This window comes from Paradesulfitobacterium aromaticivorans (assembly GCF_054657415.1).
Map to the genome: position 1 here is coordinate 134719 of NZ_BAAHYT010000010.1, position 15696 is coordinate 150414.

The 15696-nt window shown below is 46.9% G+C and carries 16 protein-coding genes; all 16 read right to left on the minus strand.

What is annotated here, in order from left to right; translation table 11 throughout:
* The 16 genes from ACYQ2N_RS05975 to ACYQ2N_RS06050 all read right to left on the minus strand — a co-directional run bounded on the left by ACYQ2N_RS05975 (position 1) and on the right by ACYQ2N_RS06050 (position 15668).
* Positions 1–1386 carry an acetate--CoA ligase family protein gene (locus ACYQ2N_RS05975; RefSeq protein WP_459998153.1) on the minus strand — a complete coding sequence of 462 codons (1386 nt, stop codon included), beginning with the start codon at positions 1384–1386 and terminating at the stop codon, positions 1–3.
* Between the two features lie 150 nt (positions 1387–1536).
* Complete coding sequence (locus ACYQ2N_RS05980) at positions 1537–1815, minus strand: MoaD/ThiS family protein (protein WP_459998155.1); 279 nt, start codon at positions 1813–1815, stop codon at positions 1537–1539.
* A 45-nt stretch (positions 1816–1860) separates the two neighbouring features.
* Positions 1861–2847 (minus strand): NAD(P)H-dependent flavin oxidoreductase, encoded by a 987-nt coding sequence (locus ACYQ2N_RS05985; RefSeq protein ID WP_459998156.1) that lies wholly within the window; start codon positions 2845–2847, stop codon positions 1861–1863.
* A gap of 81 nt (positions 2848–2928) precedes the next feature.
* The gene (locus tag ACYQ2N_RS05990; RefSeq protein ID WP_459998157.1) at positions 2929–3462 is read right to left on the minus strand and encodes a hypothetical protein; all 534 of its coding nucleotides are present in this window, start codon (positions 3460–3462) and stop codon (positions 2929–2931) included.
* Positions 3463–3482: 20 nt separating this feature from the next.
* Positions 3483–4790 (minus strand): TRAP transporter large permease, encoded by a 1308-nt coding sequence (locus tag ACYQ2N_RS05995; RefSeq protein WP_459998159.1) that lies wholly within the window; start codon positions 4788–4790, stop codon positions 3483–3485.
* Positions 4791–4894: 104 nt separating this feature from the next.
* Complete coding sequence (locus tag ACYQ2N_RS06000) at positions 4895–5365, minus strand: TRAP transporter small permease (protein ID WP_459998160.1); 471 nt, start codon at positions 5363–5365, stop codon at positions 4895–4897.
* Positions 5366–5440: 75 nt separating this feature from the next.
* Positions 5441–6499 carry a TRAP transporter substrate-binding protein gene (locus ACYQ2N_RS06005; protein ID WP_459998161.1) on the minus strand — a complete coding sequence of 353 codons (1059 nt, stop codon included), beginning with the start codon at positions 6497–6499 and terminating at the stop codon, positions 5441–5443.
* 24 nt (positions 6500–6523) lie between these two features.
* Positions 6524–7744 (minus strand): CaiB/BaiF CoA transferase family protein, encoded by a 1221-nt coding sequence (locus ACYQ2N_RS06010; RefSeq protein WP_459998162.1) that lies wholly within the window; start codon positions 7742–7744, stop codon positions 6524–6526.
* Positions 7734–8969, minus strand: coding sequence for a CaiB/BaiF CoA transferase family protein (locus tag ACYQ2N_RS06015; protein ID WP_459998163.1), 1236 nt, complete (start codon positions 8967–8969; stop codon positions 7734–7736). The genes ACYQ2N_RS06010 and ACYQ2N_RS06015 overlap by 11 nt, the downstream gene beginning before the upstream one ends.
* A gap of 36 nt (positions 8970–9005) precedes the next feature.
* A complete protein-coding gene (locus ACYQ2N_RS06020) occupies positions 9006–9758 on the minus strand; it encodes an SDR family NAD(P)-dependent oxidoreductase (protein ID WP_459998164.1) in 753 nt (250 codons plus the stop codon).
* 37 nt (positions 9759–9795) lie between these two features.
* Entirely contained in the window at positions 9796–10551 is a 756-nt protein-coding gene (locus tag ACYQ2N_RS06025) for an SDR family NAD(P)-dependent oxidoreductase (protein WP_459998166.1), read from the minus strand.
* A 157-nt stretch (positions 10552–10708) separates the two neighbouring features.
* Positions 10709–11863, minus strand: coding sequence for a thiolase family protein (locus ACYQ2N_RS06030; protein WP_459998168.1), 1155 nt, complete (start codon positions 11861–11863; stop codon positions 10709–10711).
* Positions 11864–11865: 2 nt separating this feature from the next.
* Positions 11866–12321, minus strand: coding sequence for a Zn-ribbon domain-containing OB-fold protein (locus ACYQ2N_RS06035; RefSeq protein WP_459998170.1), 456 nt, complete (start codon positions 12319–12321; stop codon positions 11866–11868).
* 200 nt (positions 12322–12521) lie between these two features.
* The gene (gene sdhB, locus ACYQ2N_RS06040) at positions 12522–13268 is read right to left on the minus strand and encodes a succinate dehydrogenase iron-sulfur subunit (protein WP_459998172.1); all 747 of its coding nucleotides are present in this window, start codon (positions 13266–13268) and stop codon (positions 12522–12524) included.
* Positions 13269–13294: 26 nt separating this feature from the next.
* Positions 13295–15046: a succinate dehydrogenase flavoprotein subunit gene (gene sdhA, locus ACYQ2N_RS06045; protein ID WP_459998173.1), complete on the minus strand. Its 1752-nt coding sequence runs from the start codon at positions 15044–15046 to the stop codon at positions 13295–13297.
* A 13-nt stretch (positions 15047–15059) separates the two neighbouring features.
* A complete protein-coding gene (locus ACYQ2N_RS06050; protein ID WP_459998174.1) occupies positions 15060–15668 on the minus strand; it encodes a succinate dehydrogenase cytochrome b558 subunit in 609 nt (202 codons plus the stop codon).
* Positions 15669–15696 lie beyond the last annotated feature (28 nt).

The following is a 15696-nucleotide window of genomic DNA, read 5'->3' on the forward strand; positions in this document are numbered from 1 at the left end:
CTATTCCCTCCCGCCATAGAATTTGAGAGCCACTAACCCTTTAGCAGCGGCCGCTATCGAGTGGTATAATGGGATTCCCGCTTCATGCAGGCGGAGACGTTCCTTTGCCACAGCCTGGCTTTCCCCGATATAACACGCAACTACCGGTTTCCGGCATTCTGCTTGAACCTTGATCAATTCCGATGTCGGAAAAGACCAGTTACTATGGTGGCAGTAAATAGCTAGCAAGGCATCCACTTCGGGATCTGCAGCCAAAGCCACCGCACATTGGCCATAAATAGGTGCCGCAAAGCCTGATCCTGCCAGATCAAGGGGATTGCGCAGAATTACCGGCGGGTTAGGCCCGATCGCCTCCTCAACCCTTCGCAGTGTGGCCGCTGTCAATTCCGGCAGCTTGCACCCGGCCGTTTCCAAAATATCGGTCACTACAATCGCCGGCCCTGCAGTATGGGTAATAAGGCCAACTCCTTTTATTGCCCCGGTTGAGTCCCCCCCTGCCCCCTGCACCACTACGGATAGGGTCTTTAGCATTTCGACCAGTTCCTCAATGCTGTCGACTGTCAGCAAACGGTGTTGAGCAAAAATGTCTTGGTAGAGGCGGTAGGATCCTGCCAGAGCACCGGTATGAGTACGAGCCGCCTGTGCGGCAGCCTCGCCCCGCCCAGCTTTGAAGATAACCACCGGTTTACGGCAGGCAACAGCCGCCGCTGCTTCTATAAATTCCCTGCCCTTATCCGTCCCTTCGATAAAAATACCAATAACTTTAGTTTCCGGGTCTTCCGCGAAATAATTCAAATAGTCAGCATATTCTAAAACTCCCCGGTTGCCAACACCACACCATTTGCCCACCCCAACCCCTTCATCCTGCATAGTAGCCAGAAGGGATAAGCCAATTCCGCCACTTTGGCTAATCACGGATACAGATCCCCTGTTTAAGGACATCGGATAAAAGGTAGCATAAAGGGAGGCCGCTGTATTTATTAAACCTAACGTGTTGGGGCCAACCAGGGCAATCCCTGCATCCTCTGCCATGGTGATTAAACGTTTTTCTAAAAGTTGGCCCTCCGGTCCCATCTCTTTAAAACCACCGGCCGAGCAAATAACGCCTTTAACTCCTAAGCGGGCACATAGTTCGACCAGTTCAACCGTCACATATTGATTGACCGCCAGGACTACCAACTCCGGCACAACGGGCAGCTCTGCTAACCCGGAATAACAAGGCAATCCCATGATTTGCTCGTATTTACTGTTGATCGGATACACCTGGCCCTGAAAGCCCCCCTCGACGATACTTTGCAATATGTTGTAGCCAATCCTCCCCGCATCAGGACTGGCACCGACAACAGCTACGCTGGCCGGATTAAATACCACGTCTATATTTTTCACTTGCTTGACCTGAATTCCCCTTGTACCGAAATCGGTTAATGATTTCCTTCTACCGGGAACCAGGATTCCCCCCCTCCTGCTATTTTAATAGACTCTCGGCATTCGCCGAGCCCGTTGGGATAGTGAGGCATAGGACTCAATGGTTTAGAATTAACCACCTGCTGCCGCCGGTATAATAGTCAGTTCATCACCATCTTGTAAGGCAGTCTTCATTCCCTGCAAATAGGCTATGTTTTCGCCGTTAAGAAAAACAAAGAAAAGATCTGATACATTACCATCCAAATCACACAATAAATCTTTGAGTCCCGTAAACCTTACGTCTAAGTCCTGTATACATTCGGCAATACTATGAGCCGCACATTCGACCACTTTGTTATCGCCGGTAAGGTGTGCGATTGAGGCTGGCAGTCGCACGGTGATATTGTTCACTTTTCATCTCCCCTTTTTCCAACTCATTCCCTGCACCAAATATTTTTATGATGGCATCAATAGACCCATGGCGATCAATCTTTCGCCAATTTCCCGTGCCCCTTTAATAAAGGAATCTACAACTGTACTTACGGAAGGAATATCATTGATCAAACCTACGGCCTGACCACAATAAGCCATTCCCTCTTGTAACCGTCCCTCAATAATACACCTGCGGTACTTCTCGCCGCTAATCCATGGCCTTAATTCTTCAAGCCCGGCTCCCCTCTCCTCCATTTCTAACACGTGACGAACAGCATCATTTATCAACGTCCGGTGGGTATTACGAATAGATCGTTGTACTAGGACTGTTTGATTTTCTTGGGAATCTAACAGCCATTGCTTGAACTTGAAATGAACTGGTGATTCTAAGGTGGCCATGAACCGCGTCCCCACAACCACCCCCTCTGCACCAAGCGCCAGTGCCGCCAGGAAACCACGGGCATCGGCGATCCCCCCCCCGGCAATTATCGGAATCTTTAACACATCTTTAGCCCTTGGAACTAACACCATTGTCGAAACATCATCCATACCGACATTGCCGCCATTGGCGAATCCTACCATTTCCACCGCATCTGCCCCGCATTGTTCTGCTTTAATTGCATGTTTAATAGAGGCCACTTTATGAATCACCTTTATCCCGGCTGCATGCAGCGGATAGATAACCTCTTCAGGGCTCCTCACTCCAGAGGTCTCCACCACCGGAATGCGCTCCTCTATCACGGCTTGGATAAATTCAGTGTTTGGTGCCAAGGCTGTAGCCCTGTTAAGGCTGATATTTACCCCCAAGGGCTTATCGGTTAGTTGCTTGGCCTTTCGAATTTCTTCCCGCAGCTCATCACCATCTTTAAACCGAGCAGAGGAAATAATACCAAGACCGCCTGCATTAGATACAGCAGAGGACAACTTGGCATCAGTAATCCAGTGCATACTACCTAGAATAATTGGATATTTGATGCCCAAAAGCCGTGTAATTCCGGTTCTAAACACCATACTTCCCACTCCCTTCCAATATTTTTTTCTAAATTGCAATCGCGCAATCTTAATTAACCAACTCCGCCCGCAACACGAGGGCTATTGGATGACTCCCGTAAAAATAGCATCTTCATCTTCAAAGGTTTGGGCAAAGTAAAGGCGTGCGTCCTCCCTGACCCGCTCTGCATCAGCACCCGTTAGCCCTCTCGCAGCAATCCAGCGCTCAAGCAAACGACCACCGGGGAGCCATGCCTCCATCGTCTTTTGTTCGTATTGCCATGCTTTGCTTTTAACGCCTTCTTGCGCGAGGATTTCCCAAACGTCCTCTCGCTCCCGATCATCACAGTAAATGCACATCACGCATTCTTTTAGAAGCATTTCCTCGAACTCATTCTGCACCGCCCGGTCAAACTTGATGCAAGGAATCTGCTCCCGCTCAACATAAGAATCAAGCCTTTTAGCGAGTTCCTCCAATTCTTTCCTTGTCCCTAGGACTATCCATTTGCCCCAATGCTGCAAATATTCTTTATTTGTCAATGGTTTGTGTTTATACTTGATATAGTTCAAGCCTCCGTATACGTATTTCTTTGAGAACACGAATATATAATGGGAGCTTGGCTGATCAACAATCACGGTGTACACCTCCAGTTACCTTATTTCATCATATGTGACGGCAACCAAAGTGCCAGAGACGGCACAAAGGCCACAACAATCAGGACAAGAAGGTAAAGCGCCATAAACGGCCAACTTCCACGGATTACCGCACCAAGTGTGCTGGGAAATCCTAAACCTTTGGCAACACTATCAACCGCGTAAAGATTGAGTCCTACAGGAGGACTTAAGAGGGCTACCTCGATATTAATTACCATCAAGACTGCATACCAAATGAGATCCATGTTGTAGCCTATCAAAGTAGGTAAAAGTATGGGGATCATGATCATCATAATCGAGGCGCCTTCCAGAAACATTCCCATTATCAACATAATAACCATAGTGATAACAAGAAAAATCACCGGAGGAAAACCATTACTTACAAAAAAGCTGCTTATAGCTCCTGCTAAGCCAAATTGAGTTACAGCATTGCCAAAAAGAATTGCACCACAAATTATGAACATAACCATGACTGAATTATTTATTGCCTCCCTCAAGATAGGGATAATATCTTTAATCTTTATTGTGCGATAAATGAAGATACCAATTAAAAAAGACCATAGAACGCCTAATGCCGCTATTTCCGTGACGGTCGCCAACCCTGTATACATAGGTACAATAACCCCGATTGGGATAATTAAAGCCCAGATACCTTCTTTAAATGCAACCCATCTTTCACTCCAAGTAGCTGCAACAACTTTTTGTTTGTCTGGTGAACGAACATATTCCCAAGCCACATAAATTGAGAAAAGAATAACAGCCAGAATGCCTGGAACCACGCCAGCCATGAATAACCTACCCGTAGATTCCTGGGTGAAAGCGCCATACACTATCATAGGTACACTGGGCGGAATAAGAATGCCCAAGGCTCCCCCGGCCACAGTTATACCCAATGACAAATGAAAACTGTAACCATATTTCATCAGATTAGAAATTGCGAAGGAGCTGACCATGGCCGCAATAGCCACGCTCGTTCCAATCATAGCCGCCAAAACAGCACAGGTCAAAATCGTGGCAATGCCTACGCCGCCGGGAATTTGACGTAGAAAAACGTCAAACAGGCGATAAAGCTTTTCTCCTATCTTTCCCTTGCCCAAGATAGTCCCCATTAAGATAAACAAGGGTATAGCAAGAAGAATAAAGTCGTTTACGGTATCAAACATTACCTTGGCTGCGACTACAAACGCTCCCTGCCCGCTAAGAGCATAGAGGCCAATTAAGCCTGCGAAACCTAAGGCCACAGGCACGGGCGTCCCTATAAATAACAGCACAATCAGGAGAATAACCGCTAGAAGTATAAGACTGGTCATGGAGCATTCTCCTTTCCAACATGATTTCTACAAGTAAGTAGTACGATAATGTGATAAACCCTTGAGGAATCTATGGCAAAAAGTTACTTCATTCGCCACTCACCCTACATTTTCAACCTTTGTCTAGATCTAACCGCATCCATCAACGCTTCAAGGCCGAAAAAAATCATACCCACCGGTAAAACAATTTGCAACAGGTATATTGGTATTTCCAAGAAAGGGGTATGCCGTCCCGAGATGTAGGAGGACCAAATCAAATAAAACCCTTTCCATGTAATCAAAGCGCTGAAAACCACGCAAACCAGATCACCCAAGAAACGCATCAGCTCTTGTCCTCTCGGGGATAGTTTTCTAGTTAAAATATCAACACGTACGTGTCTCTCCTCCCTAAGGGCAAAACCTATCCCCAGATAAGTCGCCCAAACCGCCCCATAACCGCTCAACTCTTCAACCCATATCATGGAAACTCCGAGTTTCCGCGCAGTAATATTGGCTACCATCGATAGGAACATCACTCCAAGAATTATTCCAGCTAAGGTGTGTGCTGCTACCGACAACTTTCTTATAAGTTCCATAAACAAACCCCCAATTTCAAAGCGTTTGTAAGTTGCCCCTCCCTTATACAGGTGGGGCAACTTCTATTCCAACTATTACTGTTTCAATTGGGATTTAATTTCTTGAATTTCTTTTATATCAGCTAAGATCTGCGGGTAATCTTTATAAAGTGACTGCCAAAGCTTATCTCTGTCTCCGGCAAATTGCTTAAGTTCTTCGGGAGTTGGGGTATAAATTTTAATGCCTTTTTCGGCACCGGCCTTTAATACAGCCTCTAAATTGGTCTTGGCGGCTGCCACAGTCTGGTCTTCGACTTCTTTAGCAGCCTCACTAATAGCCTTCTGAAGTTCCGGTTGCAACTTATCGTAAAATTGTTTATTAATTATAATCATTGATACCCGTGCGCTATAGGGCAAAAGCGTGAAGTTAGGAGCAACCTCATAGAGTTTCCGTTCGACCGAAGTTGTCACCGTTCCTTCGGAGCCTTGGATTACTCCGCGCTGTAAACCCGTGTACAATTCAGAACCGTTGAGATAAGATACATTACTTCCCCACTGTTTGTAAATCGCTGCGGTATCAGGACCTGTAGCCCGTAAGGTTAGCCCTTTGGCATCGGCCGGAGTCTTAACCTGTTTGCTTACGATCAACCCGCCTTCTTCCATTGACCAAGGAATAAACAAAATTCCTTTCATTCCCTGTTTTTCCATCTCAGTCTCTAAACGACTGCGGATTGGACTGGTTAAAACTTTTTGAGTTATCTCGGTCACTTTTCCTTCAAAAAGAAATGGCGCTGCAAAAACCCTCGCTTCTGGAACCGATTTAGCCAGATTAAAATCATAGGCATGCCCGGCCTCAATCGCACCCGTTTGTACCGCTTCTAAGACATCGGCGTCTTTATACAGTTGCCCAGTTGGATAGACCTGAACTTCCACCCGACCCTTGGATTTCTCCATCACCAGCTCCGCCCAAGCCCGCATTTGTGCAGAAATATAGTGCTTCTCCGGTAACGCATGACTTAAACGAATCACTATTTTTTGATCCTTAGTCCGGTCATTCTCTGAAGTATTTGCTCCTTGCCCACCGCAACCTGCTAGACTTAGGACCATTAAAAATGTCAAGACTGTAATTAACCATTTATTGTATTTTTTTAACATGAAATTCCTCCTCGTCGTGAGTTCTTAGTCAAAAACACCTTCTTTTTTCATTTCCTCGAACGTAGCCTCATCCAAATTGAGCAAATCTTTCATGACCTGTTTGGTGTGTTCACCAAGCAGCGGAGCGGCTTGATCCACCACGGCCGGTGTCTTGGACATGTGAACCGGAGAATAATTGTAAACATGATAACCCAGTTCAGAATGATCGAGGTAAACAAAGTGTCGCCGGTAATTGAGTTGGGGATCTTGCAGAACGTCCCGGGCATCTTTAACCAAGCCAGCTCTCACTTTGGCCTTGGTCAATAAACGCAATAACTCATTACCGTCATAATTAGCCGTCCAACGCGCAATCAGCTTGTTTAACTCAGCTTGGTTGGCTATCCGCTCTGCATTCGTTGTAAACGCATCCTGTTCAGCCCATTCAGGCATGCCCATCGCAGCTTTCAAGGATTGCCATTCATCCTCACTTTGTACCGATAATGTGATCCAGCGGTTTTTACCTTGAACCGGATAGATGCCGTGAGGTGCAAAATCTAAATGCTGGTTGCCCTGCCGATTTTGAACCCGTCCGTTCATCATGTAGTCCATGATCGGAGTTGGCAGCACACACAGGGGAGCTTCTATTTGGGATAACTCAATGTACTGGCCTTCCCCTGTTTTCTTTTTATGCCGCAGAGCGGCAAGGATAGCGAACGCAGTGTGCACTGGGTTGGGTACATGATCGGGATAGTTGGTTCCCATTCCATAAGGTTCTTTTTCCGGGAAACCGGTGAGATGAAGAATTCCAATTAAAGAGCTGACTTGAACACCAAAGCCCCGGTAATTGGCATGGGGGCCGTCGGTTCCCATCAGGGGCATGCCTGCGTAGATAATATCCGGCTTGATCTTTCGAACCTCCTCGTACCCCAGTCCCCATTTTTCCATCGCATGCGCCGTAAAATTCTCACAGATTATATCACTCTTTTTTATTAATTCTTTAATAATCTCCAAGGCACGGGGATGCTTTAAGTTCAAAGTTATGCCCTTTTTATTGGGATTTCTATTACTGAAATACCCGCTTCTTTCCACACCCGCCCTGCCATCCTTATAAGGGGGCAAGAGCCTCAAGTAATCTAGGCGTGTTCCTGATTCTATTTTGATAACCTCAGCCCCATATTCCGCTAAAACACGGGTGGTGAGAGGACCCGCACCGACCCAAGTAAAGTCAAGAACCCTGATGCCATTAAGAGGAAGCTTATGCGACAAAGCATACACCCCCTTGTTTAAAATCTTGGATCTGTTTCGCATCATACCCAATCTCTTGTAAGATTTCCGCAGTATGTTGTCCAAATTTAGGGGGCTCGGTACCAAGCTTCCAGGGCGTTTGTGACAACCGATAAGGAGCCCCGGGCATGAAAACCTGCCCACCAAGACTCTCGCTGAAATAATCGGCCATGAACTTCCTGTACTTGATATGGGGATCTTCACAAATGTCTTTCGGGTTATTCACGGGATGAATCGTCACCCGCCGATTCTGACCATTCTCAAAAAGATATAACTTATTATGCTTCATTGTAAACGGAACAAAGATATCACTAAAACGTTGCTTAGCCTCAGCTGTCCGCCGAAATTTCGGCGTTTTCCATTCATCATGGGCTAAGCTCTCTGCCCCTTCCACTTTTTCTTCAATAAGCCAGTCAACGAAAGCGTTCCAAAGATTGACATTATCCCCCATCCCAGCTACAAGGTAAACATAACCATCTTGGCACGGATAAATTCCCATCCCGGCCTCAACATGCCCTATACCGCGCCGGATGTTTCCTTCCAGGTCATAAAACTGTAAGGCATTTTCAAGAGCGGTAGCAACACATTCCTGGAGAGACACATCCAGATACTGCCCTCTGCCGCTGTCTTCGGCCTCAATCAAGGCCATCATGCTCCCCGTTGCCGCATACATCGCCCCCATCGTGTACGCCTGATTGTCGGGAACACGGGCCGGTAAATCGTCACCCTGAGCAGCTAGGTAAAGCAGCCCTCCCATGGCTAAGGTTGTAATATCCGACCAAGGATAATCCCGGTACGGACCATTTTGCCCATACCCTGTCACGGAGGTATAGACGAGTCTGGGATTGATCGCACTCAGTTGGTCATAACCCAAGTTCAACTTATTCAAATACCCTGGTTGAAAGCTTTCAAGAAGCAAATCCGCTGTCTTTGCCAGGTTAAGGAAAATTTCTTTTCCCTGCTCCTTTTCAATATCGAGCACGATGCCCTTCTTACCTGTATTTTGATAGATGAATTGCAGACTCCCTTCCTTGTCAGGGATATCCTTATAAAAAGGACCAGCTCTTCTCACCGGACTGCCTTCAATTGGCTCAATCTGAATCACTTCCGCGCCGAGGTTGGCAAATAATTTTCCGGTATAACTGCCAATTTCGCCTGCAAATTCCAAGACCCGAATACCACTCAAAGCACCTTGACTTTTGTTCATTACTCCATCCCTTACCTTTGTATAGTTATTTCAAAACTATCCAATATTGGCAAAAAGGCTCTTCCCTCCGCATACATACAGGGTTTGCCCATTAATATATCCAGCCTCATCGCTCGCAAAAAACATCACGGCCCGGGCAATATCACGAGGCGATCCTATCCTTCCCATGGGCTGAGCTTTCACCAGCCGTTCTTTTCCTTCCTCCGGCAAAGAGTGCCACATCGGAGTCTCGATCAGCCCCGGCGGTATGCAGTTTACAGTGATCCCCCGTTTCCCCAGCTCCAGCGCCAATGTTCGGGTTAGTGCCACCACCCCGGCTTTCGCCGCCGAGTAATTTGCCTGCCCGGGCCCTCCCAGCCAAGCCCGCGATGATATGTTGACGATCCGGCCATAGGCCTGTTCGCGCATATATTTAACCGCTTCCTGGCTACACAAGAATACGCCTTTGAGGTCAACCTCCAGCACCTTGTCCCAGTCCTCTTCCGTCATTTTCAAAAACGCCTTGTCCCGAAAAATTCCAGCATTATTTACCAATATATCAATCCTGCCATAAGTGTCCACAACTTGTTTGAACATCGCTTCCACTTCAGCTTTTTTGGTAATATCCGCAACCACTCCTATGGCTTCCCCGCCGGCTTCCTTGATTCCCTTGACCACCTCATCCACCATACTCTGATTAACGTCATTGATCACTATTTTTACCCCATGTTGGGCCATTATCTCAGCCGTGCCCCTGCCCATCCCGCTGGCAGATCCGGTTATCAAGGCTACTCTTCCCTTAATCTGCATGATTCGCTTACCTCCCTGAATTTTTCCTTTTCTTCCTCTATACCGACAAGGAACTCAGCACACTCTTACCGCCGCAGATAAAGATAGTCTGCCCCGTGACGTAGTCAGCTTCATCATCAGCGAAAAACAGCACTCCATACCCAATATCTTCCGGTTTGCCAATTGTTCTCGTCGGCTGCGATTTCATAAGGTTCTCTTTAATGTCATCTGGCAAAGCATCGTACAAGGGCGTCTGGATCAAGCCCGGGGCTATACAGTTAACTGTGATCTGGTGCTTCGCTAATTCCAAGGCCAACGTCCTGCTGAAACTCACCAGTCCCCCTTTCGATGACGCATAATTGGCTTGCGTCGGCCACCCAAGATAAGCCCTTGATGAAATATTAACGATTCGTCCAAATTTCCGTTCCTTCATGTAAGGAACTACTGCCTGGCTCAACAGAAAAGGCCCTTTTAAATTTACATTAAGCACAATGTCCCAATCTTCTTCCGTGATTTTCAGCAAGCCCTTATCCCGGGCTATGCCTGCGTTATTAACCAGAATGTCTACCGTCCCAAACCGTTTCACAATCTGTTGCACCAGGTCTTGTACCTGATCTTTCTTCGAAATATCAGCTGCCACTCCCAGTGCTTCCCCACCGGCAGATTTGACCTTTTCCACCACTTTGTCCACTTTCGCCTGCTCAATATCATTAACTACCACCTTAGCACCGTTCTGGGCCAACATCATCACTGTTGTCTCACCTAGCCCGCTCCCTGATCCGGTTACCAGTGCCACCCTGTTTTGTACACCCATTTTATCCGGCTCCTTTCCCTTGGCTCTATACTCAAGACAATGCCAAAAAGAACGACTTCTAGATACTCCGAACATAGTGTTCCCGCGCTTTCACAGCTCTTTGTTCGACATCTACCTGCCGTTCTCCCGGCCTAGTCCAAAACCACTTTCTTCATCCTTACCTGCTTAAGATATGAATCGTGCACACAGCGTTATCCAAACCGTAGATCCCGCCGCCCGTGACATGGGTCATTGCCACTTTACAGTCCGGCACCTGCATGGCTCCAGCTTCATTGCGCAACTGCCAAGTCGCTTCCACGATCTGCGCAGCCCCACTGCATCCCGTCGGGTGCCCACACGACAATAAGCCTCCTCGTGGACTGAACACCACTTTACCACCATAGTCGTTGCCGCCACTCCGGATAAATTCCACTCCTTCGCCATGCCCACAGAACCCCATGGCTTCCGTATACAAAAACTCATTAATCGCGAAGGCATCATGGCACTCAACCATATCGATATCCTCCGGACCAACCCCTGCAATCTCATAGGCTTCTTTAGCGCCCCTGACCGTTATCTCCATCGAAGTCATGTCCCTGAACCCATTGGTGAAAATTCCTGAAGTGACCTCACTCGCTAAAATCCGTACCAGCGTGCCACCCAGCTGTAGAGCCTTCTCTTTCGTGGCAATAATCACGGCCGCCCCTCCGTCTGTATTGGGACAACTCATCAACAATGTCAGTGGATCACTGATTGAGCGCGCGTTCACGACTTGCTCCACCGTAATAGGGTCATGGAATTGCGAACGCGGGTTAGCCATCGCATGACGCCTGTTTTTTACCGCCACCAGCGCGAGATCCTCGGGTGTAGCCCCGAAATCTTCCATATAGCGTTTGGCTCTCATGGCATAGATTCCCGGCATGGTTATCCCCTGCACCCCTTCCGGATCATTGGCATCCGGGGAAAAAGCCGTTCCGCTCGTTCTGGTCGCGGAAATATTCTGAACTCCCACCGCCATCGAAATATCCGTAACTCCGTTTGCCACGTCTTTAACTGCCAGGTTTACCGCTAAAGCCCCGCTCGAACAGGCACTCTCCACGTTCATCATCGGTACTCCGCCCATCCCCATCGTCGCAGCCACCCGTTGTCCAAAACAGATGCTGCCTGATAGTCCTGACATCTCCCCTACATAGATGCTCTGAACCTGTTTGGGACTGATCCCGGCATCTCTCACCGCATTGAAGACTGCCTGCCGCCCGAGATCAGCCGCAGGCAGCGGCGATTTCTTATAATAGTTTGTCATCCCTACTCCAATAACATAGACATCTCTCATTTTTATTTACCTCCTTTGCTTGCTGTCACCGGCCTAAATACATAGCTTATCGTCTTTTTGCCGTTTTTATCTTCCCTGATTACACCAGCCTCTACCTGCAAATCCATGCCAATCCGAAGATTCTTCATTTGCTCCGGCAGAACATCAATCTGTGCCCCTACCCTGATCCCATTGGAAAAATCCACGTACCCTATTGCCAAAGGAGCCCTGACTCCCGGCTGCGGAACATTCATGATCGTGTACGAATACAGCTTGCCCACCCGTTCCATCGGTGCGTCATCAAATGCGTCTGACCAACACGCCGGGCATGTTGGCAGCTTTGGAAACCATAACTGTCCACAGCTGCGGCACTTCGACGCGACCAAATACGGCTTGCTCCCATCCTCCGGAATTTTAAAGAAATCAGGGTGAAAAATGACTTGCTCTTGTTCATCTACCTTTGTAGTTTTCTCAGTCATACTAAATACCTCCAAATCCTATATATTTTATAATCCAACCAATTTTAATATCCCTTAACAAATACGCATTGTGAATTTTCATTCTTCTTTCCGTGCCTCACCACCCTTTATGGCAACAAATTCTAAATTTCCATTCTTCCTTCCGTTTCCCACCACCTTTCATAGCTGCGATACATTCTTCGGGACAGGATTCATGATTTTTATTTTCTAGTCCAGCGGGAAAAGCTAAAACGTACGGTTTCACGATTCAGATCGGCAATCGAAGTGGTAAGCGGAATGTCCTTCGGACAAACCTTGACACAATTTTGGGCATTGCCACAATCAGTGATACCCCCATCTCCCATCAGCGTTTCCAAACGCTCGTGCTTGTTCATGGCCCCCGTTGGATGGGCATTAAACAGCCGAACCTGGGAGAGCGCGGCAGGCCCAATAAATTTAGATTTCTGATTTATATTGGGACAAGCTTCCATGCAGCAACCACATGTCATACAACGGCTCAAGGGATAAGCCCACTCCTGAACTTGCGGAGCAAGGCGCAGTCCGGGACCTAAATCATAAGTTCCATCAATCGGAATCCAGGCTTTTACTTTTTTAAGATTTTCAAACATAACACTGCGGTCAACGACTAAATCCCTGAGCACGGGAAATTTACTTAAAGGTTTCAGGACAATGGGCTGCTTCAGTTTTTCGATCAAAGCGCTGCAGGCCTGACGAGGTTTGCCATTAATAATCATCGTACACGCCCCGCACACTTCTTCCAAACAATTGCAGTCCCAGACAACTGGAGAAGTTCTCACTCCCTGAACGTTAACCGGATTCTTTTGAATTTCCATGAGCGCAGAAATAACATTCATATTCGGTCTAAAAGGTATTATAAATTCTTCCCAACGCGAAGAATGTTCTGGGCTATCCTGTCGCCTCACTTTTAAGTGAACCTTTTGGAGCATGTTTTTCCCTCCTTAGATTTTGAGATCTAAGCCTCAGTTTTTTCCACATCATAGCGCCGCGCTCTTGGCTGGATGAGCGAGGTATCCACCGCTTCATAATCAAATTCGGGGCCATCTTTGCTATATTTCGCTATTGTGGTTTTCAGCCAATTAGCATCATCTCTTTCGGGAAATTCCGGCTTATAATGAGCGCCCCTGCTTTCATTCCGCCTCAAGGCACCCAAAGTAATTACTCTGGCCAACTGCAACATACCCCATAAACGGCGGGTAAACAAAACATCATTATTACACCATCTAGAGTTATCATTAACACCAATGTACTGATAACGTTCCATTAACTCCTGAAGTTTTATATCTGTCTCTTGCAGTTTTTTGTTATAGCGCACAATGGTAACATTCTCCTGCATAGTGCTGGCCATCTCTTCATGAAGCAAATACGGATTCTCATGTCCTTTCATACTATAAATTTTTGTCATTATTTCTTCCTGTTGTTTTTGTTCCCGCTCAAATATCTGCTGCGACACATCTTTAGTGCTCCTTAACATCCCGTTAACATAATCAACAACCTTGGAACCGGCTACCATCCCGCCATAGATCGCCGATAGAAGTGAGTTCGCTCCTAAGCGATTCGCTCCATGATACTGAAATTCACATTCACCCGCTGCAAAAAGTCCGGGAATATTAGTCATCTGGTCATAATCAACCCATAGTCCGCCCATTGAATAATGAACGGCAGGAAAAACTTTCATTGGAATTTTTCTGGGATCATCCCCGACAAACTTCTCATAAATCTCCAATATTCCTCCGAGCTTACGGTCAAGCTCTGCGGAATCAAGATGCGACAGGTCTAAGTAAACCATATTCTCGCCCTTGATTCCCAGTTTTAATTCGTAACAAACCTTGTAAATGGCCCGGGATGCGATATCACGGGGTACAAGGTTTCCATAGGCAGGATACCATTCCTCCAAGAAGTACCAAGGTTTTCCGTCTTTATAAGTCCAAATTCTGCCCCCCTCCCCGCGGGCCGATTCGGACATTAGACGCAGCTTATCTTCACCAGGGATTGCGGTCGGATGAATTTGAATCATTTCGCCATTGGCAAAATTTGCTCCCTGCTGATATACAGCGGCTGCCGCAAAGCCGTTATTGATTATTGAATTGGTACTTTTCCCAAAAACCATCCCCAAACCGCCCGTAGCGAGGATAACGGCGTCAGCAGGAAAGGTTCTGATCTCCATCCCTGTTAAATCCTGGGCCACAATTCCCCGGCAAACACCGGAATCATCCAAAACCGCAGACATAAAGTCCCAGGATTCATATTTTTCTACTTTCCCTTCCGTCTCCCAACGGCGTACCTGCTCGTCCAACGCATATAACAACTGCTGCCCGGTAGTGGCTCCGGCAAAAGCAGTCCGGTGATGCTTTGTGCCGCCAAAACGCCGAAAATCCAATAAACCTTCAGCTGTGCGGTTAAACATCACACCCAATCGATCCATAAGGTGAATTATTTGAGGCGCAGCATAACACATATCCTTCACCGGAGGCTGGTTGGCCAAGAAATCGCCGCCATAAATAGTATCATCAAAGTGAATCCAAGGAGAATCTCCTTCCCCCTTGGTATTAACAGCTCCATTAATCCCGCCCTGGGCACAAACCGAATGGGAGCGCTTTACGGGTACCAAGGAAAACAACTTGACGGTTGCTCCCAGTTCGGCAGCTTTAATCGTTGCCATCAAACCGGCCAACCCACCGCCAACAATGATAATCTCTTTTGCCATACCTTCAGCCTCCTTACCTGACGAATGCAAATAACGAATTTAATCCGACTAGACCGATGATGATAAAAGCAATTCCGGCGAAATAAAAGCTTACTTTTTGCGATTTTTCGCCAATAGTCAGCCCCCATGAAATCAAAAAGGCCCAGATACCGTTGCTAAAATGGAAAACTGCCGCCAGCAGTCCGATTACATACAAAGCCAAAATAAAATTATTACTTAAAAGTGCGTCCATCGTTGCAAAACTGACCTTCGTTCCGGTAAAAATGCCTGAAAGACGCAGAACCCAGATGTGCCATGTCAAAAATACAAGTATTATTACGGCCGTAGCCCGCTGAAGATAAAAAAACCAGTTATGAACGTATCTATAGCTAAAACCATTATTGTGGCTCAGGTATGTGACCCAAATTCCGTACACGGCATGAAATAGAATAGGCAGTAAGATAAATACAATTTCGAAAACGGGCAAATACGGTATGCTTTGCAAAGTGTTCACTGCCTTGTTAAAAGCCTCGGGACCTTGTAACGCAAATGAATTAGTAAACATATGCTCCAATAAAAATAAGCCGATAGGAATGATGCCAAGCAATGAGTGCAGTTTGCGCACAAAAAAATGATTCCTCACTTAAAATCAACTCCTTTTTCAGAACAGC

Coding starts and splice junctions, on each gene's coding strand:
- ACYQ2N_RS05985 (WP_459998156.1), bottom strand. CDS start 2,847: ATGGTGTTTAGAACCGGAATTACACGGCTTTTGGGCATCAAATATCCA.
- ACYQ2N_RS05995 (WP_459998159.1), bottom strand. CDS start 4,790: ATGACCAGTCTTATACTTCTAGCGGTTATTCTCCTGATTGTGCTGTTA.
- ACYQ2N_RS06000 (WP_459998160.1), bottom strand. CDS start 5,365: ATGGAACTTATAAGAAAGTTGTCGGTAGCAGCACACACCTTAGCTGGA.
- ACYQ2N_RS06005 (WP_459998161.1), bottom strand. CDS start 6,499: ATGTTAAAAAAATACAATAAATGGTTAATTACAGTCTTGACATTTTTA.
- ACYQ2N_RS06015 (WP_459998163.1), bottom strand. CDS start 8,969: ATGAACAAAAGTCAAGGTGCTTTGAGTGGTATTCGGGTCTTGGAATTT.
- ACYQ2N_RS06020 (WP_459998164.1), bottom strand. CDS start 9,758: ATGCAGATTAAGGGAAGAGTAGCCTTGATAACCGGATCTGCCAGCGGG.
- ACYQ2N_RS06025 (WP_459998166.1), bottom strand. CDS start 10,551: ATGGGTGTACAAAACAGGGTGGCACTGGTAACCGGATCAGGGAGCGGG.
- ACYQ2N_RS06030 (WP_459998168.1), bottom strand. CDS start 11,863: ATGAGAGATGTCTATGTTATTGGAGTAGGGATGACAAACTATTATAAG.
- ACYQ2N_RS06035 (WP_459998170.1), bottom strand. CDS start 12,321: ATGACTGAGAAAACTACAAAGGTAGATGAACAAGAGCAAGTCATTTTT.
- sdhB (WP_459998172.1), bottom strand. CDS start 13,268: ATGCTCCAAAAGGTTCACTTAAAAGTGAGGCGACAGGATAGCCCAGAA.
- sdhA (WP_459998173.1), bottom strand. CDS start 15,046: ATGGCAAAAGAGATTATCATTGTTGGCGGTGGGTTGGCCGGTTTGATG.